This window comes from Sphingobium rhizovicinum, from assembly GCF_042647625.1.
In the GTDB taxonomy this organism is placed as follows: Bacteria; Pseudomonadota; Alphaproteobacteria; order Sphingomonadales; family Sphingomonadaceae; genus Sphingobium; species Sphingobium rhizovicinum.
Genome location: NZ_JBHRVU010000004.1, coordinates 3,553,722 through 3,576,083, shown reverse-complemented (window position 1 = coordinate 3,576,083; position 22,362 = coordinate 3,553,722). Strand labels below are relative to the sequence as shown.

Annotated in this window: 22 protein-coding genes; 9 read left to right on the top strand and 13 right to left on the bottom strand. The window is 64.6% G+C overall.

Annotation, left to right across the window (positions count from 1 at the left end; genetic code table 11):
• Positions 1-5: 5 nt before the first annotated feature.
• The 5 genes from mnmG to pepN all read left to right on the top strand — a co-directional run bounded on the left by mnmG (position 6) and on the right by pepN (position 6,912).
• Entirely contained in the window at positions 6-1,856 is a 1,851-nt protein-coding gene (gene mnmG, locus ACFOKF_RS18705; protein WP_380797589.1) for a tRNA uridine-5-carboxymethylaminomethyl(34) synthesis enzyme MnmG, read from the top strand.
• On the top strand, positions 1,853-2,497 hold the full coding sequence (gene rsmG, locus ACFOKF_RS18700; RefSeq protein ID WP_380797588.1) for a 16S rRNA (guanine(527)-N(7))-methyltransferase RsmG: 645 nt from the start codon (positions 1,853-1,855) through the stop codon (positions 2,495-2,497). Before mnmG ends, rsmG begins: the two co-directional genes overlap by 4 nt.
• On the top strand, positions 2,494-3,276 hold the full coding sequence (locus ACFOKF_RS18695) for a ParA family protein (RefSeq protein ID WP_380797587.1): 783 nt from the start codon (positions 2,494-2,496) through the stop codon (positions 3,274-3,276). The genes rsmG and ACFOKF_RS18695 overlap by 4 nt, the downstream gene beginning before the upstream one ends.
• Positions 3,273-4,205, top strand: a complete 933-nt coding sequence (locus ACFOKF_RS18690) for a ParB/RepB/Spo0J family partition protein (RefSeq protein ID WP_380797585.1) — start codon at positions 3,273-3,275, stop codon at positions 4,203-4,205. The genes ACFOKF_RS18695 and ACFOKF_RS18690 overlap by 4 nt, the downstream gene beginning before the upstream one ends.
• Positions 4,206-4,311: 106 nt before the next feature.
• Positions 4,312-6,912 carry an aminopeptidase N gene (pepN, locus tag ACFOKF_RS18685; RefSeq protein WP_380797584.1) on the top strand — a complete coding sequence of 867 codons (2,601 nt, stop codon included), beginning with the start codon at positions 4,312-4,314 and terminating at the stop codon, positions 6,910-6,912.
• 289 nt (positions 6,913-7,201) lie between these two features.
• Here pepN and ACFOKF_RS18680 read toward each other — a convergent pair whose 3' ends face one another.
• The 4 genes from ACFOKF_RS18680 to ACFOKF_RS18665 are packed head-to-tail and all read right to left on the bottom strand — an operon-like array spanning position 7,202 to position 10,778.
• On the bottom strand, positions 7,202-7,813 hold the full coding sequence (locus ACFOKF_RS18680; protein WP_380797583.1) for an ABC-type transport auxiliary lipoprotein family protein: 612 nt from the start codon (positions 7,811-7,813) through the stop codon (positions 7,202-7,204).
• Positions 7,814-7,830: 17 nt separating this feature from the next.
• The gene (locus ACFOKF_RS18675) at positions 7,831-8,793 is read right to left on the bottom strand and encodes an MlaD family protein (protein WP_380797581.1); all 963 of its coding nucleotides are present in this window, start codon (positions 8,791-8,793) and stop codon (positions 7,831-7,833) included.
• A 3-nt stretch (positions 8,794-8,796) separates the two neighbouring features.
• Positions 8,797-9,669: an ABC transporter ATP-binding protein gene (locus ACFOKF_RS18670; RefSeq protein ID WP_380797579.1), complete on the bottom strand. Its 873-nt coding sequence runs from the start codon at positions 9,667-9,669 to the stop codon at positions 8,797-8,799.
• Positions 9,669-10,778 (bottom strand): MlaE family lipid ABC transporter permease subunit, encoded by a 1,110-nt coding sequence (locus ACFOKF_RS18665; RefSeq protein ID WP_380797577.1) that lies wholly within the window; start codon positions 10,776-10,778, stop codon positions 9,669-9,671. The genes ACFOKF_RS18670 and ACFOKF_RS18665 overlap by 1 nt, the downstream gene beginning before the upstream one ends.
• A 98-nt stretch (positions 10,779-10,876) precedes the next feature.
• Here ACFOKF_RS18665 and ACFOKF_RS18660 point away from each other — a divergent pair, with 98 nt between their 5' ends.
• Positions 10,877-11,554 carry an HAD family hydrolase gene (locus ACFOKF_RS18660; protein WP_380797575.1) on the top strand — a complete coding sequence of 226 codons (678 nt, stop codon included), beginning with the start codon at positions 10,877-10,879 and terminating at the stop codon, positions 11,552-11,554.
• Between the two features lie 269 nt (positions 11,555-11,823).
• On the opposite strand, the gene ACFOKF_RS18655 is transcribed toward ACFOKF_RS18660, so the two are convergent.
• Positions 11,824-12,372, bottom strand: a complete 549-nt coding sequence (locus ACFOKF_RS18655) for a thiamine phosphate synthase (protein ID WP_380797573.1) — start codon at positions 12,370-12,372, stop codon at positions 11,824-11,826.
• Between the two features lie 22 nt (positions 12,373-12,394).
• On the opposite strand from ACFOKF_RS18655, the gene ACFOKF_RS18650 reads away from it, so the two are divergent.
• Positions 12,395-13,153 (top strand): YggS family pyridoxal phosphate-dependent enzyme, encoded by a 759-nt coding sequence (locus ACFOKF_RS18650; protein WP_380797572.1) that lies wholly within the window; start codon positions 12,395-12,397, stop codon positions 13,151-13,153.
• Here the strand turns inward: ACFOKF_RS18650 and ACFOKF_RS18645 are convergent.
• Both ACFOKF_RS18645 and pdeM read right to left on the bottom strand, forming a co-directional pair.
• Positions 13,131-15,932, bottom strand: coding sequence for a TonB-dependent receptor (locus ACFOKF_RS18645; RefSeq protein WP_380797570.1), 2,802 nt, complete (start codon positions 15,930-15,932; stop codon positions 13,131-13,133). The genes ACFOKF_RS18650 and ACFOKF_RS18645 overlap by 23 nt on opposite strands.
• 186 nt (positions 15,933-16,118) lie before the next feature.
• Positions 16,119-16,778, bottom strand: coding sequence for a ligase-associated DNA damage response endonuclease PdeM (pdeM, locus tag ACFOKF_RS18640; protein WP_380797568.1), 660 nt, complete (start codon positions 16,776-16,778; stop codon positions 16,119-16,121).
• Between the two features lie 65 nt (positions 16,779-16,843).
• Here pdeM and trhO point away from each other — a divergent pair, with 65 nt between their 5' ends.
• Positions 16,844-17,668, top strand: coding sequence for an oxygen-dependent tRNA uridine(34) hydroxylase TrhO (gene trhO, locus ACFOKF_RS18635; RefSeq protein WP_380797566.1), 825 nt, complete (start codon positions 16,844-16,846; stop codon positions 17,666-17,668).
• A gap of 25 nt (positions 17,669-17,693) precedes the next feature.
• Here trhO and ACFOKF_RS18630 read toward each other — a convergent pair whose 3' ends face one another.
• Genes ACFOKF_RS18630 through ACFOKF_RS18615 form a run of 4 tightly spaced genes read right to left on the bottom strand, consistent with a single transcriptional unit; the run spans position 17,694 to position 19,755 of the window.
• Positions 17,694-17,951: a hypothetical protein gene (locus ACFOKF_RS18630; protein ID WP_380797882.1), complete on the bottom strand. Its 258-nt coding sequence runs from the start codon at positions 17,949-17,951 to the stop codon at positions 17,694-17,696.
• A gap of 4 nt (positions 17,952-17,955) precedes the next feature.
• Positions 17,956-18,696: a M48 family metallopeptidase gene (locus ACFOKF_RS18625; RefSeq protein WP_380797565.1), complete on the bottom strand. Its 741-nt coding sequence runs from the start codon at positions 18,694-18,696 to the stop codon at positions 17,956-17,958.
• Positions 18,653-19,090, bottom strand: a complete 438-nt coding sequence (locus ACFOKF_RS18620) for a YcgN family cysteine cluster protein (protein ID WP_380797564.1) — start codon at positions 19,088-19,090, stop codon at positions 18,653-18,655. The genes ACFOKF_RS18625 and ACFOKF_RS18620 overlap by 44 nt, the downstream gene beginning before the upstream one ends.
• Positions 19,078-19,755, bottom strand: coding sequence for an SCO family protein (locus ACFOKF_RS18615; RefSeq protein WP_380797562.1), 678 nt, complete (start codon positions 19,753-19,755; stop codon positions 19,078-19,080). The genes ACFOKF_RS18620 and ACFOKF_RS18615 overlap by 13 nt, the downstream gene beginning before the upstream one ends.
• 41 nt (positions 19,756-19,796) lie before the next feature.
• On the opposite strand from ACFOKF_RS18615, the gene ACFOKF_RS18610 reads away from it, so the two are divergent.
• The gene (locus ACFOKF_RS18610) at positions 19,797-20,408 is read left to right on the top strand and encodes an ankyrin repeat domain-containing protein (RefSeq protein WP_380797560.1); all 612 of its coding nucleotides are present in this window, start codon (positions 19,797-19,799) and stop codon (positions 20,406-20,408) included.
• Positions 20,409-20,588: 180 nt separating this feature from the next.
• Here ACFOKF_RS18610 and ACFOKF_RS18605 read toward each other — a convergent pair whose 3' ends face one another.
• Both ACFOKF_RS18605 and hemE read right to left on the bottom strand, forming a co-directional pair.
• Positions 20,589-21,029, bottom strand: coding sequence for a CopD family protein (locus ACFOKF_RS18605; protein WP_380797558.1), 441 nt, complete (start codon positions 21,027-21,029; stop codon positions 20,589-20,591).
• Positions 21,029-22,099, bottom strand: a complete 1,071-nt coding sequence (gene hemE, locus ACFOKF_RS18600) for a uroporphyrinogen decarboxylase (protein ID WP_380797557.1) — start codon at positions 22,097-22,099, stop codon at positions 21,029-21,031. Before hemE ends, ACFOKF_RS18605 begins: the two co-directional genes overlap by 1 nt.
• Between the last annotated feature and the right edge of the window lie 263 nt (positions 22,100-22,362).

The following is a 22,362-nucleotide window of genomic DNA, read 5'->3' as shown; positions in this document are numbered from 1 at the left end:
GCGTCATGCGAACAAGCTATGATGTGATCGTGGTCGGCGGCGGCCATGCCGGCTGCGAGGCAGCCGCTGCGGCGGCGCGCAAGGGCGCGTCGGTGGCGCTGCTGACTTTCGAGAAAGCGACGGTCGGCGCCATGTCCTGCAACCCGGCCATTGGCGGTCTGGGCAAGGGGCATTTGGTGCGCGAGGTCGATGCGCTCGACGGCCTGATCGCGCGCGCCGCCGATGCCGCAGCCATTCATTATCGCATGCTCAACAGCAGCAAAGGTGCGGCCGTACAGGGACCGCGCATTCAGGCCGACCGCAAACGCTATCGCGCCGCCATCCATGCGATGCTGGATGCGCAGGCTGGTCTGGATATTGTCGAAGGCGAAGCGGCGGCGCTGCTGCTGGAGGATGACGCCATTGCCGGGATCGCACTGGCGGATGGCCGTGCGCTTCAGGCGTCCTCCGTCGTTCTCGCGACCGGCACCTTTCTGGGCGGCAAGCTGTTTCGGGGCGATGAGCGCGAAACGGGTGGACGCGTCAATGAACGCGCTGCAACCGCGCTGGGCGTGCAGTTGCGCGAACTCGGCCTGCCGATCGCCCGGCTCAAGACCGGCACGCCGCCCCGGCTGGACGGGCGGACGATCGATTGGGCGCGCCTGGAAACCCAGCCATCGGACGGGGAGGGGTGGACCATGTCGCCGCTGTCCGACCATCGCCCGCTGCCGCAACTCGCCTGCGCCATCACCCGCACCAATGATCGCACGCATCAGATCATCCGCGACGGCCTTGGTCGATCGCCCCTGTTCAGCGGCGCGATCGAGGGGCAGGGGCCGCGCTACTGCCCGTCGATCGAGGACAAGGTGTTGCGCTTCGGCGATCGCGACGGGCATCAGATTTTCCTCGAACCCGAAGGGCTGGAGGATCATCTCGTCTATCCCAACGGCATCAGCACATCGCTGCCCACCGATGTTCAGATCGCTATGGTCCGGTCCATGCCCGGACTGGAGCAGGTCGACATTGTCGTGCCCGGCTATGCGGTCGAATATGACCATGTCGATCCGCGCGCGCTTGACGCTTCGCTGGAAGTGCGCGCGGTGCTCGGCCTGTTTTGCGCGGGCCAGATCAACGGCACGACCGGCTATGAGGAAGCCGCAGCGCAGGGCCTGATTGCCGGCGTCAACGCTGCCGCCCGCGCACGCGGCGAAGCGTCGATGATCCTGGACCGGGCCAGTTCCTATATCGGGGTGATGATCGACGATCTCGTCTTGCAAGGCGTGACCGAACCCTATCGCATGCTCACCGCCCGCGCCGAATATCGGCTGCGGCTGCGCGCGGACAATGCCGAAACGCGGCTCGGCCCGATTGGGCTGGCCCATGGCGTGATCGGACTCGATCGCGCGGCGCGACTGTCTGAACGGGCCGCCCTGCGCGCCACGATCGACGCGGAACTGGCGCGCGAGATGACCGCCAGTGAAATGGCCCGCGCCGGCGCGTCGGTGCGACAGGACGGCGCGCGCCGCAGCCTGTTCGACTGGGCGCGCTTCCCGGAGGTCGACCGCGCCCTGCTGCTCGATCTCGCACCGTCCCTGCGCGATGCGCCCGCCGACCTGCGCGACGAGATTTTGGAGGACGCCCATTATGCGCCCTATCTTCAGCGGCAGGACAGCGAGATTGCCGAACTGCGCCGCAATGAGCGCGTGCATATTCCGGCCGATTTCGATTATCGCGCCATTGGCGGCCTTTCGACCGAAATGATCGAGCGGCTCGACGCCGCCCGCCCCGATACGCTGGCCGCTGCCGGCCGCATTCGCGGCATCACCCCGGCGGCCCTTGCCGCCATCCTAGTCCATGTCCGGCGGGAGGCCGCGTGACCGAAGAAGAAGCCCGCGCCTGGCTCCAGGCGCAGTTCGAAGTTTCACGTGAAACATGGGACCAGCTGGAACGCTATGTCGCCATCCTGTCGTCGGCGATGGACGAACAAAATCTAATCGCGGAATCGACCCGTCCGCATATCTGGGCGCGACATATTGTCGATTCCGCGCAGTTGCTGACCATCGCCCCTAATGATGATGGGCGCGACTGGATCGACCTGGGGTCCGGGGCCGGGCTGCCCGGCATCGTCATCGCCTGTCTGGTCGATCGGCCGCTGATGATGGTGGAATCCCGCCGCAAGCGGATCGATTTTCTGAACGGCGTCATCGCCGACCTGGGCCTTGGCAATGCGCGCGTCTTTGGCGGTCGCGTCGAAAGCACGCCCGCGACCAAGGCGGCCGTCATCAGCGCGCGCGCTTATGCCCCGCTGCCCAAATTGCTCGCCTCCGCGCTGCACCTGTCCGATAAAAACACCGTCTGGGTGCTGCCAAAGGGACGAAATGCGCAAAATGAACTGGAGGCGGTGCGTCCTACATGGCAAGGTGCGTTTCACGTGGAACCGAGCGTAACGGATGCCGATAGCGCCATCATCGTCGCTCGATCCGTCACACCCGCTGGCAAGAAGAAAGGGCGCCCATGATCCGCATCGCCATCGCCAACCAGAAGGGTGGGGTGGGCAAGACCACGACCGCGATCAACCTCGCGACCGGCCTTGCCGCCACCGGCCTTCGGGTGCTGCTGGTCGATCTCGACCCGCAAGGCAATGCGTCGACCGGCCTTGGCGTGGGGCAGGCCGAACGCGCCCAGTCCAGCTATGACCTGCTGGTCGGCAATTGCGCGCTGGACGACACCATCGTCACGACCCGCGTGCCCAAGCTGGACCTGGTCCCCGCGACGCAGGATCTGTCGGGCGCGGAAATCGAACTGATCGAATATGAGGAGCGCACCCACCGTCTGGAGCGCGTCCTGTCCGAAGCGCAGTCGGGCCGCTGGGACATTTGCCTGATCGATTGCCCGCCCTCGCTGGGCCTGTTGACGATCAACGCCATGGTCGCCGCCCAATCGCTGCTGGTGCCGCTCCAGTGCGAATTTTTCGCGCTGGAAGGTCTGTCACAGCTGCTCCAGACGGTCGAGCGTATTCGCGGCCGCTTCAATCCCGGCCTGTCGATCATGGGCGTGGCGCTGACCATGTATGATCGCCGCAACCGCCTGACCGATCAGGTGGCCGACGATGTGCGCGCCTGCCTGGGCGATCTCGTCTTCTCCACCGTCATTCCCCGCAATGTCCGCCTGTCCGAAGCACCGAGCCATGGCGTGCCCGCCCTTATCTACGACTTCCGCTGCTCGGGATCGGAAGCCTATATGCGGCTCGCGCGCGAACTGATCGCGCGCCTGCCCCGACAGGAGGTTGCCGCTTGAGCGACGAAACGACTGACAAGCCCAAGATTGCCAAGCGTCCGCAGGGGCTGGGCCGGGGCCTGTCCGCCCTGCTGGGCGATGTGACCCGCGAAGAACCGATTGCCCCCAGCGCCGCGTCGGCCGCCAATGGCAAGACGGTGCAGAGCATCGAAGTCGCGCTGATCCATCCGCATCCTGAACAGCCGCGCCGCCATTTCGACGATGGCGCGTTACAGGAACTGGCCGACAGCATCGCCAAGCGCGGCGTGATTCAGCCGATCATCGTGCGTCCCCATGGCGGCGGGTTCCAGATCATTGCCGGCGAACGCCGCTGGCGCGCGGCGCAGCGGGCGCAGATGCACCGCATCCCCGCGATCGTCCGCGATTTCGATGAGCAGGAAACGCTGGAAATCGCGCTGATTGAAAATATCCAGCGCGAAGACCTCAATCCGATCGAAGAGGCGGAAGCCTATCGCAAACTGATCGCCGAATTTCATCATAGCCAGGAAGCGCTGGGCCGCATCGTCGGCAAATCGCGCAGTCATGTCGCCAATCTGATGCGCCTGCTGGAACTGCCGCAAACCGTGCAGCAACAGGTGATGCACAGCCGGATCAGCATGGGCCATGCCCGCGCGCTGATCGGCGTGCCCGATTGCGAGAAACTGGCGCAACAGGTTGAAGAAAAAGGGCTTTCGGTTCGCGATACCGAGCAGCTGGTGCGCCGGGTGAAAACCGGAGCGGAAGCGCCGGCCCCGCGCCGCGCCGCCAGCAAGCCGACGGAGAAAGACCCGGACATCGCCGCGCTGGAACAGCATTTGGCCGACATATTGGGTCTGAAAATCGAGATCGCGCATGAAAGCGCCGCCGCCGGCGGCACGCTGTCGATGCGCTATTCCAACCTCGACCAGCTCGACATGCTGTGCCAGCGCCTGTCGGGCGAGCGTATCTGAATATCGCCGAGTCTGGCGCGCAGGCGGGATGCAGGCGCGCCAGATTCCGCTGATCTTCCCATCAAGCCCACTGGCCTTTTGCCCGGCCGCTCCCTAGGTTGATCGCATGGCCGACATGCTCTCCACCACCGCCGCCGCTCCTGCCGTCATTCGCCGCGCCGACTATCGCGCGCCCGACTGGCTGATCCCGGACATCGCGCTCGATTTCGATCTCGATCCGGCGTTGACCCGGGTGGAGGCGACCCTGTCCGTCACCCGCAACGGCGACCATGATCGCCCCCTGCGGCTTGATGGCGATGGCCTTGTTCCGCTGGCGGTCAAGGTCGACGGCCGCACGCTGGAGGAGGCGGAATGGCATCTGGAGGCCGGCGCGCTGATCATCCCGCTTTCCGGCGACAGTCACCGCATTGAAACGCTGGTGGAGCTGGCGCCACAGAGCAACAGCAAGCTGATGGGCCTGTATGCCAGCGGCGGCCTGCTTTGCACCCAATGCGAAGCGGAAGGCTTCCGCCGCATCACCTTCTTCCCGGATCGGCCCGATGTCCTGTCGCGCTACAGCGTGCGGATGAGCGCGGACAAGGCGCGCTTCCCGATCCTGCTAGCCAATGGCGACCCGATTGAACAGGCTGACCTGCCCGATGGCCGCCACAGCGCGCTCTGGAACGATCCTTTCCCCAAGCCCTGCTATCTGTTCGCGCTGGTCGCCGGCGACCTCGCCTGCAACGCCGACAGCTTCGTCACGATGAGCGGGCGCGAAGTGCAGCTGGGCATCTGGGTGAAGGAAGCCGATCTGCCGCGCACCGCCCATGCGATGAAGGCGCTGAAAGACAGCATGGCCTGGGACGAGCGCGTCTATGGCCGCGAATATGATCTGGACGTGTTCAACATCGTCGCCGTGGCCGATTTCAATTTCGGCGCGATGGAGAATAAGGGCCTCAACATCTTCAATTCGCGCTACATCCTGGCCGACCCGGAAACAGCGACCGACATTGATTATGACGGCGTGGAAGGCGTGGTCGCCCACGAATATTTCCACAACTGGTCGGGCAATCGCGTCACCTGTCGCGACTGGTTCCAGCTGAGCCTGAAGGAAGGCTTCACCGTCTTCCGCGACCAGAATTTCTCCGCTGACATGGGCAGCCATGCGGTCAAGCGGATCGAGGACGTCCGCATCCTGCGCGCCGCCCAGTTTCAGGAGGATAGCGGCCCGCTCGCCCACCCGATCCGCCCTGAATCCTACATGGAAATCAGCAACTTCTACACGGCCACCATCTATAATAAGGGCGCCGAAGTCATCCGCATGATGGCGCTGATGCTCGGAGCCGAACGCTTCCGCGCCGGCAGCGACCTCTATTTCGACCGTCATGATGGCGAAGCAGCGACCTGCGAGGATTTTGTCGCGGCGATGGAGGAGGGCGGGCAGATCGACCTCGGCCAGTTCCGCCGCTGGTATGAACAGGCGGGAACGCCCCATGTCCGTGCGCTGCTGTCGCATGATCCGGTGGCGCAGAGCGTTGAACTGACGCTGGAGCAGACCGTGCCCGCCACGCCAGGCCAGCCCGACAAGCAGCCCATGGCCATCCCGCTGCGCACCGCTTTGTTCGATCCCGCCACCGGACAGCATCATGGCGACGAATTGCTGATGCTGACGGAGCCGAAGCAAAGCTTCACCTTCACTGGCTTTGCGGCCGCTCCGGTCCTGTCGATCAATCGCGGCTTTTCCGCGCCGGTGATCGTGGAAACCAACCGCAGCCAGGCCGATCTCGCCTTTTTGTCGGCGCATGATGACGATCCCTTCGCCCGTTATGAGGCGATGCAGCAGTTGATGGTCAATGTGCTGATCGGCCGTATCGCCGGGCAGGATACGGACGATGGCGCGGTGATCGACGCCATCCGCAATACGCTGACCGATCCCGCGCTCGATCCCGCCTTCGTCGCGGAAACGATCCGCCTGCCCAGCGAAGCCTATCTGGGCGACCAGATGAAGATCGTCGATCCCGATGCGATCCACGCCGCGCGCGATGCGCTCCAGACGAAAATCGGCGCCGAACTGATGCCGCTATGGCGCGACATCCATGCGAAGACGAAGGCGAACGCCTTCTCCATCTCGTCCGCGGCCAAGGGCGCGCGCAAGCTGCGCAATGCCGCGCTCCACTATCTGGTCGCCTCCGGCGCGCAGGATGGCCCCGCCATCGCCTTTGGCCAGTTCAGCGAAGCCGATAACATGACCGAGCGGCAGGCGGCGCTGGGGACGCTGGCGAACGGCAGCAGCCCGGAACGCGAAGCCGCGCTCGACATTTTCTACAACCGCTACAGCGCCGACGCGCTGACGCTGGACAAATGGTTCCAGACGCAGGCGTTCGCGCTGCATCCTGACGCGGTGGAGCAGGTGCAGGCGCTGGGCCAGCACAAGGACTTCACCCTGGCCAATCCCAACCGCGTGCGATCGCTCTACGGCGCCTTTGCGGGCAACCAGTGGGCCTTCCATCACGGGTCGGGCAAGGGCTATGCGCTGGTCGCCGATTGCATCATCGCGCTCGACAAGCTCAACCCGCAGACGGCGGCGCGTCTGGTGCCTCCGCTGGGCCGCTGGAAACGCTTCGATGAAGGGCGCGCCGCACTGATGCGGGCGCAATTGCAGCGCATCCTGGCCCAGCCCGGCCTGTCCAAGGACGTGACCGAACAGGCCAGCAAGAGTCTGGAGTGAGGCAGCCTGCTGGTTTCGTCACGAAATAGCGGGAGTTTGGTTTATAACCGTCATCCCAGCGTAGGCTGGGATCTGTCTTATCCTCAAGCTGCTTGTCATAAGAAGCGAGACGCCAGCCTTCGCTGGCATGACGTAATTTAGTCGAGACTGATCAGGGTCGTTTCAGACCCTGACCGTCATCAACTCTTTAGAGCATCATCCGATTAGATTGAATCGGATGATGCTCTAATTTTCTTTTGTTTTCCGTATTCTGCGAGCCGTCTGCTGTTCCAGCCGACTTCAGAATGCTCTAATCCTTCACCGCCGCCGCCCAGGCCGCAACGTCGCCTGCCACCTTGTTCGCCGCCGCGTTGAGCGGCGCGCCGACCGTGGTGGCGTCGATCTTGCCGGAAACCGGGGCGCTGGCGGTAAAGCGCTGCCGCGCAAGGGCCGCACCCGCTGGCGTGGTCAGCACCGCATCATAGGTCACAATCGCGCTATGGCTGGCGGCATCGATGGTGAAAGCCACCAGCTCGCCCGACAGGCGCTGCCCGCCATCGCCAGAGAATTGACCCGAATCCAGCACGACCCGATCGGTCGTCGCCGAAATCGTCTCCGCCAGCAGCCGGCGGAACAAATGGCGCGGCGTATCGGCCCATTGGACCTTGGTCACATAGGCGACCGACGTCGGCGCGGTCTGCACCGGCACGCGCACCGTGTCGAGCATGCGCGGCGCCTCCGGATCGGCGACGATCAGCGTGCGTCCGCCGCCCGCCACCCGCGCTGCGCCTGCCGGCACTTTCTGCATCGCATCCAGCGTCAGCAACTGCGCTGGCGGTTTCGCGCCGAACGACACGCATCCGGACAGCAGGAAGGCAATGCCAAGCGCGGCGATCGCGCTGCGGGGTTTCACGTGGAACATGGTCCGCATCTCTTTCTTCATGGCTTATAGTCCGGCAGCTTGGGCGATCCGACCAGCGAGCCTGCGCCCTGCTGGTCGAGCTTTTCGGCGACCCCGCGGAAGGACCGCGACATTTCGCGCAGGTCGCGCACCAGCTGGTTCACTTCGGGCATCGTCTGGGTGCTGAAGGCATGGACGCCCGGCTGGGCCTCACCGATGGTCTTGTCCAGCGTATCGATGCTGCGCGACGCCGCCTGAACGCTCTTGCGCAGGTCGGCCATCAGCGGGCGGCCTTCATCATTGATCAGCGAATCCGTCGTCGCAGCCAGCTTGCCAATCTGTTCGGCGGCAACGCCGGTGCGCTGCACGGCGATGCGCGCTTCGGCCAGCGTCGCGGCGATCTCAGGGCTGCGATCGGCCAGTGCGCCTGACACCCGCTCGACATTGGCCAGGATGCCGGCGATCGACTGCTGATTCTTGTCGTTGAGCAGCTCGGTCAGCCGCTCGGTCAGCGTCGACAGCCGCTCCAGCAGCTGCGGCGCATTGTTGAGCAACTCGCCCAGCGCGCCCGGCTTGGTCGGGATCACCGGCACGCCGTCCGGGCAGACAGCCAGCGTATTTTCCGCCGGACACACGATTTGCGGCGCGCCCTTGACCGCACCGTCCAGCACGATCTCGCTGACGCCGGTGAAGCCGACGCCCGAAATGGTCGCCGTCGTGCCCTGCAGGACGGGCGTGCCCTCCTTCACGGAAATGCGCACCTTCACGAAGCTCGGGTCGCGCTTCCACAATTCGATCTTTTCGACCTGTCCCGAAGGCACGCCGGAATAATTGACCGCCGACCCCTTCGCCAGCCCGTTGACCGACTGTTTGAAGAAGATGTCATATTCCATGCTGTCGCCCTGCGACAGGCGCGAGAACCAGAAGGCGGCGGCCATGATCGCCGCCAGCAGCAGCAGCGTCACCGTGCCCACCAGCACATGGTTGGAGCGGGTTTCCATATCCTATCGCCTTCCGTCCGACGGGGTCTGACCCGCCTTGTCCTTTTCGCGCGCGACCGCCGCCGTGGCGGCCCGGCCGCGCGGGCCGTTGAAATATTCCTGTATCCACGGATGGTCGGTGGCCAGCAATTCGTCGATCGTGCCGACCGCCGTCACCTTCCTGTCCGCCAACACCGCCACCCGGTCACAGATGGAATAGAGCGTATCGAGATCATGGGTGATGAGGAAGACGGTCAGGCCCAGCGTCTGCTGCAACTTGCGCGTCATCTCATCGAATGCCGCCGCCCCGATCGGGTCCAGACCCGCCGTCGGCTCGTCCAGAAACAGCAGGTCCGGGTCCAGCGCCAGCGCCCGGGCCAGACCGGCGCGCTTCTTCATGCCGCCCGACAGTTCGGACGGATATTTGGGTCCAGCCTCGGTCGGCAGGCCGGTCATGCGGATCTTGTAGGCGGCAATCTCATCCCGCAGTTCCGCGCCGATATTGGGATAATATTCGCGGATCGGCACTTCGACATTTTCGGCCACCGTCAGCGTCGAAAACAGCGCGCCGCCCTGGAACAGCACGCCCCAGCGCTTGCGGATCGACAGCGCCTCGTCATCCGACCGGCCGACCATGGACTCGCCAAAGACGCAGACTTCGCCCTCGTCGGGCATTTGCAGGCCGATGATCGATCGCATCAGCACCGACTTGCCGGTGCCCGATCCGCCGACCACGCCCAGAATCTCGCCCTTGCGCACATCCAGGTCCAGCCCCTCATGCACGACCTGATTGCTGAAGCTGTTCTTCAGGCCCCGCACCTTGATCGCAATGTCGCCGGACTCGATCGCCTCGTCGACGCGCCGTTCCTCGGCCTCGCGCAGTTCTTCCTCGCTCATCAGTTCCACCCCACCCAGGTGAAGAAGACGGCGAAGAAAGCGTCGATCACGATCACCAGGAAGATCGCCTGCACCACGGCGGCCGTGGTGCGCAGCCCGACTTCCTCGGCATTGGCCTTCACCTGCAATCCCTGATAGCAGCCCGACAGGGCAATGATGATGCCGAACACCGGCGCCTTGATCAGGCCGACCCACAGGTCATGGATCGGCACCACTTCGCGCAAGCGCTGAATGAAGGTGATGGGCGGGATTTCCAGCGCCACCGCGCACAGGAAGCCGCCGCCGATGATCGCCACGATGCAGGCATAAAAGGCCAACAGCGGCATCATCACCACCACGGCCAGCGTGCGGGGCAGAACCAGCGCCTCCATCGGCGACACGCCGATGGTGCGCATGGCGTCGACCTCCTCAGTCAGCTTCATCGTGCCCAATTGCGCGGCAAAGGCGGAACCGGACCGGCCCGCCACCATGATCGCCGTCATCAGCACGCCCAGTTCGCGGAAGGTGAGGCGTCCGACCAGATTGATCGTCAGCATCTCCATGCCGAACTGGCGCAACTGCACCGATCCCTGCTGGGCGATGACGATGCCGATCAGGAAACTCATCAGGCCGATAATGCCGAGCGCAGACACGCCCACCACTTCGAACCGCTGCACGACGGCATTGATGCGAAAACGGCCAGGATGGCGGATCACGCTCCAGCACGCCGCCAGCGTCGCGCCGAAGAATCCGACCAGCCCCACCAAAGTCCCGCCGGAATTGCTCACCGCCTCGCCAATCTGGCCGACCACACGGCGCAGCGGATGGACATGATCGGGGCGGATCGGCACCGGCTCGTCCAGCCCGCCGACCGCTTCGATCAGCCGGCGGCAATCGTCGCTGGCGCCAACAATATCGGCCTGCAATCGCTTGGCCGTGCGATGCACGGTCCAGGCGCCGATCGTGTCCATATGGTCCACGTCGGACAGGTCTATGGCGGCCATCGGCGGCTGCAACGCATCCAGCCGGTTGGGCAGTTCGCCCAGACAGGCGATGGCGAGCGACCCGGACAGCCGGACTACCGTTTCGCCGTCGCGCGTTTCTTCTGCAAGGTCGGCGACTTTATTCATCAAGGCGGTTTAGTGGTCCATTATCGGTTGCACGGCAAGCCGAAACGGCCCATCCGCAAGCCAGAACGAAGGGCATGGGCAAAAGTTTCGGACACGGCATGACTCAATATAGGCTGGCCATTTACGACATGGACCGCACGGTGACGTTCAGCGGCACCTATACCGGCTTCCTCATCCATGTCGCGCGGCGCATGGCCCCTTGGCGGCTGGCGCTTTTCCCCTGCGTCATCCTGCTGATGCTGGCCTATGTGCTGAAATTGCTGACGCGCAAGCGGCTGAAGGAGCTCAATCAGGCGTTGATGATCGGCGGCAATGTCGAACGCGCGAAATTATTGCCGCATATCGAAAGCTATGCCGACAAGGTGATGGCCACCAACCTGCGCGCCGGCGCGGTGGCGCAGATCGCGCAGGACCGGGCGGACGGATACAGGCTGGTGCTCGCCACCGCCTCCTACCGCCTCTATGTGGAGGCGATCGCCCGTCGGCTGGGCTTCGACGCGGTGATCGCAACCGACCATCTCAGCCAGGATCTGCGCTATGTCCGCGCGAAGATCGCCGGCGAAAATTGCTATGACACCGGTAAGCTGCGCATGATCAAGGCATGGATGGCGGCTGAAGCGATCGACCGCACCCAGGCGCATATCCGCGCCTATAGCGACCATGTGTCGGACGCGCCGATGCTGGAATATGCGGACATCGCCTTCGCCTCCAACCCCCACAAGCCGCTGGCGAAACTGGCGGCGGAACGCGGCTGGACGCGGGTGGACTGGGCATAGCATCGGTCTGCAAGAGGCCAGAGGCTGATGTCGGGTGTTCATTTTGGCCTGTCCCATAGCCGTCACCCCAGCGAAGGCTGCGGTCTCAGGCGGTAGTAGAATGAGGCCAGCCGTTTAGCGCTATCCGTTTACGCAGCGTGCGCCTGCCTGAGATCCCAGCCTTCGCTGGGATGACGGTATTTCATGCGTCCCGCTTGAAAGCAGCCAGTCCGGTCCGCCATCCGCCCGAAACTGCAATTTTACAGCATCCCACCTTTATCCCCGCCCCCTCAACTCATTAGCCCGTCGATCGCCGCCCAGCCATCCGCGCCAATCCCCCGCAGCATCCGCGCATGCGATCGTCTGACCCCGCCCAGCGCCATCACCGGCGCATCAATCCCGCCCGCCAGCATCGCAAAACGCACCCGGCCCAGCGCCGGCGCGCCCGGATGCGATCGGGTCGGGAAGAGGGGGGAGAGGAAGCACAGATCCGCGCCGCGCGCTTCGACAGCCTCACGCCGGTCATGCGCCGGGCGGCTGCGCAGCAAGGGCCGCGCCGACGCGCGCCGATCGCCGCCATGCACGCCATCGGCCTGCCACGCCGCCGCATCGCGCGCTGATCCCGCCAGCATCAGCACCAGCCTGCGCCGCCGCGCGATCGTCCGCAGCGCTTCGAACAGCACCCGCCGCTGCCGCGCCTGCGTGCGATAATGGCGAAAGACGATTCCCGCCCGCCCGCGCGGCAAGCGCGCCGCCGCCGCCAGCAGCGCGGCCTCGCTCACCCGCTCATCGGTCATCAGCCAGAGGCCGGGCAGCTTTTTGCGGTGGCGGCGGGACATGCCCCTGCCTATAGCAGCGCGCATGACGACCGCCATCACCCCTGCCAACACCCCGGACAGCATCGAAGCCGCCCAGCGTCTGGCCGCCGTGCGCGACAACATTGGCCGCGCCGCGCGCCTGACCGGCCGCACCGCCGACGATATCCGCCTGATCGCCGTATCGAAGACGCATGATGCCGACGCCATCCGCCCGTTGATACAGGCCGGCCAGCGCGTCTTCGGCGAAAATCGCGTGCAGGAAAGCCAGGACAAATGGCCGGCCCTGCGGGAGGAATATGCGGACATCGAACTGCATCTGGTCGGCCAGCTGCAATCGAACAAGGCGGCCGAGGCGGTCGCCCTGTTCGACGTCCTCCATGGCCTTGATCGCCCGTCGCTGCTGACCGCACTCGCCAAGGCGATGGACGCAGCGGGCAAGCGGCTTCCCTGTTTCATTCAGGTGAATATCGGGGCGGAGGAGCAGAAGGGCGGCTGCGCCATTGCCGATACGCCCGCGCTGATCGCCGCCGCGCGCGATGCGGACATTCCCTTGCTGGGCCTGATGTGCGTACCGCCGGCCGGCATCGAACCCGCACCCTTCTTTGCCCTGCTCGCCAAAATGGCGCGGGAAGAGGGCCTCCCGCGCCTATCGATGGGCATGTCCGGCGATTATGACACCGCCATCATGCTGGGCGCGACCGACATTCGCGTCGGCACCGCCCTGTTTGGCGATCGCACCGCGCCCGCCCGTCCCGATCCGACCAGCGGGCGCGGTATGCTCAGAAACTCCCGCGCAAGGTAATGCCGTAGGTGCGCGGCTCCGCCAGATAGGCGGAGATGAGCTGGTTCGCCATCGGCGCACCCGCCGCGAACTGGCCGGTTGTCGATGTCCCCGGGCTGCTCGACTGGAGCGGGCTGGAGAAAGCGACCTGCGTATAATTTTGGTTGAACAGATTCTGTCCCCAAAACTCCACCGACCAGCGCTTGTCGGGGCCGCGGATGCCAACGCGCGCATTGACGATGGCATAGCCGTCCTGCCGCTTTTCCGGGAACAGGTCCGACCCGGTATTATAATCGCTGGTCAAACGCCCATCGACATAGAAGAGCGCCGACAGGCCCGATGATCCGATGTCGGGCGTCCACGCCATGCTGGCGGTCGTCACCAGTTCCGGCGCGTTGGAATTGATCGATCCGGGCAGCAGGAACAGGGCCGGGTCCAGCGGCACGCTGCCGTCGCCGCTGCCGACCAGCCGGTTGGCGAATTTGGCGCGGGCATAGGTCAGGCCGCCCGATACGCGGAAATTGCGCACCGGCGTTGCCGTCAGCTCCAGTTCCACGCCCTGGCTGATCAGGCCCGGACCAACATCGCCGCTGTCGCAGGTCCGCGCGGCGGAGAGCGCGCTGTCGCATCCATTGATATTCTGCACGACGAAGCTGGTGCCGTTGAAGGTGTTCAGCTGGAAATTCTTGAACTCCTGCCGGAAGGCGGCGATGTTCGCGCTCCATTTGGGCTGCACATATTTCAGGCCGATTTCGAACGCATCGACCTTTTCGGCGGCAAAGCGCAGGCTGGCGGCATCCGCATTGGTGCGCGGAGCGAACACGGCGGGAATGGCGTTCAGCCCCGTCGATCCCAGCTGGAACCGATCCAGATTATAGCCGCCCGCCTTATAGCCTTTGGAATAGCTGCCATAGAGCAGCAGATCGTCGATCGGTTTCCACGACAGCACCGCCGTCCCGGAAAATTCGCCATCGCTGATCTTGTCGTTCAGGTTCAGCGCATTGAGCGTCGTGGACCCATTGCCCAGGCACCCCAGCGTCAGAATGCCGCCCGCCAGCGTCGCCGCACTGCCCAGCGCGGGATTGGTGGCGAGCGAGGGCAGGGACGAGGACTGAAGCGCCGCGCAGGTCGCGTTATTATTGTTCAGATCCGCCGAAAAACGCTTGCTCTCATGGGTGTAGCGCAGGCCCAAAGTCAGATCGAGCCGGTTGGTGATGTGAACGATATTATGGGTGAACAGCGCCCAATTCTCGCTCTTCTGGCGATAGAGCGATCCGACGTCGCCCGTACCGGCAGGAATGGCGGCCAGCGCCCGCAGCCCGTTGCCAAGCCCGGTGGAGATCGCCCCCGCCTGCGCCGCGGCCATCGCCGGCGGCACGCCCCGACCGATCAGCGCAGCGGTCAGCCCGGCATTCAGGTTCGCCTGCGTCCCCGTAATCAGCGCCTGCGTGGCAAGGCCGCTGCCACAGGCGGCCAGTTGCTGCGCGGAGAAATTGCTGGTCGCGCCCGCGCCGGCCATCAGGCGGCAGGCGGCAAAGCGGCCATAGTCCGCGCCGAACCGGATATTATCCTCCAGCGTCAGCCGCTCATTGGCGTAATAGCCGCCGACCAGCCAGTCCAGCTTGTCGGCAAAGGCCGATCCCTGCAGCCGCAATTCCTGCGTGAAGGTCTTGAACTGGCGATAGGTGTTGGGATCGCGATAGAGAAGGTCGGCGCGATTATAGTCATAATCGCCATAGTCGCGGGATTTATAGTCGCGATAGGCGGTGATGCTGGTCAGCTTCGCGCCGCCGAAATCATAGTTGATTTCGCCCGACACGCCCCAATCCTTGAGCTTGCTGACATAGTCGCGGCCCGGCGTGATCGCCAGTTCCCGGTCATAGGGGTCGGCCGGAATGACGCTGCCCTGACCCGCCAGGATCGCGGCGATGCGGTTGAAGGGCGCGGTGCCATAGCCGCCCCCCGCCACCGGCACGCGCTCGCGCGCCTCGATATAGGCCGCGCCGCAACAGCTTTCGTCGCGATTGGTATAATCGCCGATCAGGCGGATCGACAGGGCGTCGTTTGGCTCGATCAGCGCCTGACCACGCAGGAAATAACGGTCGCGGTCATTGGTATCACCCACCTTGGCGCCGGTGCCGTCGACCAGCTTGTAGAAGCCGTCGCGCTTGCTCCACACCCCGTCCAGCGACAAGGCGATGCCATCGGCCACCGGCCCGGTCACGCGACCCGCCAGCCGCCAATAATCATAATTGCCGTATGTCGCCTCGGTATTGAGGTGGAACGTCGTTTCCGGCGCCTTGCTAATGATGTTGATCAGGCCCGCCGACGCATTGCGCCCGAACAACGTGCCCTGCGGTCCGCGCAGCACCTCGACCCGCTCAATCTCGCCCAGTTCGTTCAGGCCCGCGCCGGTGCGCGATCGATAGACGCCGTCAATGAACACCGCGACCGAGCTTTCCAGCCCCGGATTGTCGCCCACCGTGCCGATGCCGCGGATACGGGCGGAGGCATTGGCTTCGGACCCGGTGGAGGACACCAGCAGGGACGGGGCAAGCTGGTTCAGAGTACGGATATCGCTCGCGCCGCTATTCTGCATCGCCTGCGCGCCCACGGCCGACACCGCAATCGGCACGTCGGACAGGGGGCTGGCGCGGCGGGTGGCGGTGACGATGATCTGGGCGTCATCCTGACCGGCGGCGGCCTGCGGCGCGGCATCCTCCTGCGCCAGCGCGGCGGGGGCAAACAGGCACAGCGCCAACGCGCCTACGGACGTCAGCAAGGGATTCTTGGCTGTCATGATGGCAATCCTCTCCTGGCCCGCACGACTTTTCGCCGCGTCGGGATGATCGTGATTATGCTTATGCAACAGGGTTCTGGCAAGAGAGGCACGCTTTTCTGCGCCTTTCGCCGATTCAGATGGTCGCATAATCAAGACCTGTTGCCTAATGGCAACGGCTTAAAATCCGGTTTCCGTAGCGTCCCCTTACGATAAGGGAAAGCGCAGCAAACGATCGGCGACCGGCACCATAGCGGCTGCCCCCGGTCCCACGACCCGACGAATCTCTCCATGGCCCGCATCCAGCCCCCCGGTCAGCGCCCCCAATGCCGGCAGAATCAGCTTGGTCGCCGATCCCACGAAGCAGCGTCGCGACACATGCCGGCCGCGCAAATTGAGGCGCAGCTTGGGGTGGAAATGGCCGGAAATTTCGGGCCGGGGATCATCCGCCTGCGCCTCATGCCGCAACCAGATCCCGCCCACCTCTGCCTCCGCCACGCGCCGTCCCCCCGGCATGGTCGTGACACCAACGTCATGATTGCCGGTAATCCAGGTCCAGTCCAGCCTTTCCGTAAGGGAAAGCAATCGCCCCCGCGCTTTTTGGTCCAGCCGGGCGGCGCCGTCGCTGTCATGGAAACTGTCCCCCAAAGACCAGACGGCCCGCGCGCCGGTGCGCGCCACCAGCGCCTCGATCACGTCCAGCGTCGCATCGCTGTCATGCGGGGGCAGGAACTGGCCGAAACGCGCATACCAGCTCGCTTTCTCGAAATGCAGGTCCGCGACCAGCAACGCGCCCCGGTCCGGCCAGAACAGCGCGGCTTCGGGCAGCGCCAGAAACTCATGACCTGCGAACGAAAGGGGAACCATGGCCCGGCTATGCGCCTCTACGCCCCGGCTTTCAAGAGGCGCGCGCAGCGCCTATAGGGGCGGCCATGTCCTATACCGTCGCCGCCCTCTATCATTTCACCCGCTTTGCCGATCCGCAGGCGATCGCCGCTGACTTGAAATCGCTCTGCGCCGATCTTGGCACCTGCGGCACGCTGATCGTCGCCGGGGAGGGGATTAACGGCACGGTTGCCGGCGACACCGACGCCATCGCCACTCTGGTTGCTCATATCCGCGCGCTGCCGGGCTGCGCCGATACCGACGTCAAATATGCGCAGGCTATGCAAGCCCCCTTCGCCCGGATGAAGGTGAAGGTGAAGGCGGAAATCGTGACGCTGGGCGCAGGCGATCTCGACCCGGCCAATCGCGCCGGCACGCATCTGGAACCGGCGGCATGGAACGCGCTGATCGCCGATCCCGACACCGTCGTCATCGACACGCGCAACGCCTATGAAGTCGCCTGCGGCACCTTCCAGAACGCGATCGATCCCGCGACCCGTTCCTTCCGCGACTTCCCCGACTGGTTCGACGCCTTCGCCGCCAACCTCAAGGCGCAAGGCCGCACCCCGAAGATCGCGATGTTCTGCACCGGCGGCATACGCTGCGAAAAATCCACCGCGCTGGTCAAGGCGCGCGGCTTTGACGATGTCTATCATTTGAAGGGCGGAATCCTGCGCTATCTGGAGGATATGCCGGAGGCCGACAGCCGCTGGCAGGGCGAATGCTACGTCTTTGACGAACGGGTGACGGTGGGTCATGGCCTGAAACCCGGCGACTATATCACCTGCCGCGCCTGCGGCCTGCCCCATCCGCGCGAAGCGGACCATGATTGCCCCGGCGACGAAAACGGCGTCTGGCCGCACCGGGGGTAGGGCGGCTGCAGGCGAGCCTCCCCCCTTACGTCTCCACCAGTTCCGCAATCTCGAACTGATAGCTTTTCCAGCCGCGCTTCTTCGCGCCGTCAGCGGCCGGGCCTTTCAGCTTCCTCGCTTCGGCCAGCGATTTGGTGTGGCCCCAGAACACCTCGGTCTTGCCATTGTCCAGCACGGCGACGATCCGCCAATAATGGGTGAAGGCGTCCGCCGTCGGGCCGATCGTCTTCACATAGCCGTCGGGCATGGTGGCGGTCAGATAGCGTTTGCGGCCCCGCGCCATGGCGTCAGGCCCGGTAACGGTGCAGGCCCGCGCCATGCACGCGCAGCCATTGCCGGGCAGGGCGGGGGTCCGCGCCATGGATGCGCCGGTGCGCGGCGTGGAAGGCGGGGCTATGGTCCATGTGCAGCAGATGGGCCAGTTCATGCGCCACGGTCGCCCGGCGCACCTCTGGCGGGGCCAGGATCAGCCGCCAGCTATAGCGGATCGCCCCGGAAGAAGCGCAACTGCCCCAGCGACTGCGCGTGTCGCCCACGCCCACCGACGCCACGATCAGCCCATGCTCGCGCGCCAGTTCATGACTCTCCGTCTCCAGCACCGCCCGCGCCCGGCTGACCAGCCAGCGCTGCACCCGCGCGCCCACCGATTCCGCCGCGCCGCCCAGCATCAGCCGGTCGCCCTCCAGCTTTATGGTGCGCGTCGCCCCCTCGACCCAGTGGATCTTCACATCGCGCCCCTCCAGCGGGAAGACCGCGCCATGCTCCAGCAGCGTAACGGCCGGCTGCCGCACCATCTGCGCGCGCACCCAGCCTTCATGGTCCTGCGCCCAGCCCAGCGCCTTCTTCAGGTTCGCCCGCACCGGCAGCGACAGGCGCAATTCGCCCCGCACACTGTCGATCGTCAGCCGATAGGCCCGCGCCCGCGCCGACCGGCGCACCCGCACCGGCATCGCCACGCCGTCGATCAGGATCGCCGCGTCGGGATCAGAGTTCGCGGTCGACAAGATGGTTTTCCCAGTCGCCCGCATCCGCTTCCGCCACGGTCCAGCCGCGCACGGACTCCCCGGCGCGATGCACCGCCTCCCGGTCGCCACAGATCAGATAATGCCATGCCGGCAGTGGCTGGCCTTCCTCGCGCAGGCGATAGGCGCAGGTGCGCGGCAGCCAGCTGATCTGCTTCACCTTGGCCGGGGTCAGTCGCACGCAATCGGGCACGAATTTGCGCCGGTCCTTGTAATTGCAGCATTGCCCGCTCTGCCGGTCGAGCAGGCGGCAGGCGACATTGGTGGGATAGATGCGCCCCGTATCCTCATCCTCGGCCTTGTGCAGGCAGCATTTGCCGCACCCGTCGCACAGCGCCTCCCACTGCGCGCGGTCGAGTTGATCGAGGGGCTTTTCCCAGAAATGCGTCACTTGATCCATTTTTCAAAGAAAGCCAGCACCTTATTCGGTGCGCCCTCATCCACATCCGGCGTGCCGGGATCATCCACCGGCACCAGCGCCAGCGGCTTGCCGTCCGGGTCGAACAGATAGGGCGTGCGGCTGTGGCTGACCAGATAGTCGCTCGCCCCGGCGCTCTTTTCGGGGTTGTAGATGACCACGAAATCCTTCGCGACCTTGCCGATCTGCTCTTTCGTGCCGGTCAGGCCGATCAGGCGCGGGTGGAAGGCGGCGACATAGGTTTTGAGCACCGCCGGCGTATCGCGCCCCGGATCGACGCTGATCAGCATCGGCTGCACCTTGGCGGCCAGCGCCGGATTCTCCTTCTCGAACGCCGCAAAGCCCTGCATGATGCGTTGCAGGTCGACCGGGCAGACATCCGGGCAATAGGTATAGCCGAAATAGACGATGCGGTATTGGCCCTTGAAGTCATCCCACTTCGTCGGCTTGCCATCCTGATTGGTCAGGGTGAAGGGCGCGCCGATCCGCGCGCCGACCAGTTCGCCCTGTTCGCTGCTTGATCCATCGCCCCCCGCGCCCATATTGCAGGCAGCCAGCAGGGCCAGAAAGGGCAAACCCAGAAAGGAGCGGGCCAGATAAGGCAGAACGGGGGCGGCGACGTCTTTGTTCATGGCATGGCCAGCCATGCCCTGCTAGGACGGGAATTGCAATGCAACGGGGCGCCAAGATGAAGACCAACCATGTTTCCGCAATCCTGGGCGCGGTGGCGCTCGCACTGCTGACGCCGACCGTGGCGCAGGCCCAGTTTTCGGACACCTATAATTTTCTCAAAGCCGTGAAGGACAAGGACGGGCAGAAAGTCACCGACCTGCTCCAGAAGCCCGGCTCCACCGTGATCAACAGCCGCGACGTCAACAGCGGGGAAAATGCGCTGCATTATATCGTGGCGCGGCGCGACGCCACCTGGCTGACCTTTCTGCTGGCCAAGGGCGCGAACCCCAACCTGACCGACAATGACGGCAATACGCCGTTGATGGATGCGGTGCAGGGCCGTTTCGAGGAAGGCGTGCGCACGCTGCTGACCTACAAGGCGCAGGTGGACAAGGTGAATGACAGCGGCGAAACCCCGCTGATCCGCGCCGTCCAGCTGCGCGACGTCCCCATCGTGCGCCTGCTGGTGGCGCAGGGCGCCAACCCCGACAAGCGCGACACCATGGCCGGCATGTCCGCCCGCGACTATGCCCAGCGCGACAACCGCACCCCCGGCCTGGTCGAGGCGCTGGACGCGGCCAAGACCGTGGCGAAGCCCACGGGTCCGGTGCAGGGTCCGGTCTTCTGAATGTCCGACCTATAAATATCACTACCGCAGCCCTCAGCTGGGGGCCTGCCCGGAATCATGCCTTAACTTCGCATATTTCCCGCCGAATGCGACATTTTGTTGCGCGGGCCTGATCCTATCTGCGCCCCGTACGAAGGGCAGGGCCGTTATCGCACCGGCCCGCCGGATAGGACAGGATGGTCAGAAGGGCTTCACGATCACGGCGATGACGATGACCGCCGCGGCGACGCCGGGAATCTCGTTCAGCATGCGCAACGTCTTGTCGCTCAAGGGGCGCTGTCCCTTCGCCAGTTTCTTCACATAGCCGGCGATCCAGCCATGATAGCCCGACAGGCCCAGCACGAAGAGCAGTTTCAGGTGGAACCAGCCGAAATGCCAGGCACCAATCTCCACCATCAGCATCAGCCCGAACAGCCAGACGAGGATGAGCGAGGGATTGAGGATGATCTTGAGCAACCGCCCCTCGCGCTCGATCCAGCGCAGATCCTCGGCCGATCCGGGGACGGTTTCCTGATGATAGACGAAGAAGCGCGGCATCATGAACAGCCCCGCCATCAGGAAGATGACGAAGATGACATGGGCGGCCTTCACCCAGAGATAGGCAGCGCCAAGATAGGCCATCAGACGGAAACTCCTTCCTTCCGCACATAGCTAAGAAGCGCTTCGACATGTGCAATGGGCGTGTCGGGCAATATGCCATGGCCAAGGTTGAAGATATGCGGGCGATCGGCAAAGGCGGCGCGGATCAGGTCGACCGCTTCCTCGACGGCGCGGCCCCCGGCGATCAGCGCCAGCGGATCGAGATTGCCCTGTACCGGCATGCCGGCCGGAAGGGCTCCGTTAGCCCAGCGGGGATCGATGGTTTCATCGACGCCCACGGCATCGACGCCGGTCTGCGCGGCATAATCGGCCAGCTTCGCGCCCGCACCCTTGGGGAATCCGATGACCGGAATGTCGGGGTGCAGCGCTTTTAGCTTCGCGACGATCGCCTTGTTGGGGTCTATGACCCAGCGCTGGAACTGGAGCGGCGACAGGCTGCCGGCCCAACTGTCGAACAGCTGCACCGCCTCCACCCCGGCATTGATCTGGCCGCACAGATAGATGACCGTCGCATCGACGATCGCATCGATCAGCGCGGCGAAGCGATCGGGTTCCTGATAGGCCATGCGGCGGGCGGCGCTATGATCCTTGCTGCCCTGACCCGCCACCATATAGGTCGCGATGGTCCAGGGGCTGCCCGCAAAGCCCAGAAAGGTGACATTGGGGTCGAGCGCGGCCTTCACTTGCCGCACCGTTTCATAAATGGCGTCAAAGCGGCTGTAATCGGGCGTGAGCGCCGACAGATCGGTTTCGGCCAATATGGGGGCCAGGCGCGGGCCTTCGCCTGCCTCGAACCAGAGATCCTGTCCCATGGCGTAGGGCACGATCAAAATGTCGGAAAAGAGGATCGCGCCGTCAAAGCCGAAACGGCGCAGCGGCTGGAGCGTGACTTCGGCCGCGGCGGCGCTGTCATAGACGAGTTCGAGGAAGCCGCCCTTGTCCGCCCGCAGCGCGCGATATTCGGGCAGGTAACGCCCGGCCTGGCGCATCAGCCACATCGGCGGCACGGCGGGTCGATCGCCCTGGAGAACGGCCATCAGCGGCTTTTCGGCCAGGTTTCGATCAGGGCGGAGCGGGGCGTCGAGGCGCATCACATCTCTCTTATATTTAGATTCAAAGGATGATGGAGATAGTAGGACCGTTGGCAGCGGGGTTTATGCGCTGTGCCCGCTTTTGCCAACAACTTGACTCAGGGGAGTCACGGAAGAGTCGGCGAGTCAGAGTCATTGTCCCCGTTATCCACAGGCTGTGGATGAAAATTCGGACCTGTTGGGGGCCTGTGGATAAGATTCAGGGCAATGGGGACGGGGAAAGGCGGCTATTTTATCCACAGATTCATCCCTTGCTTTATCCA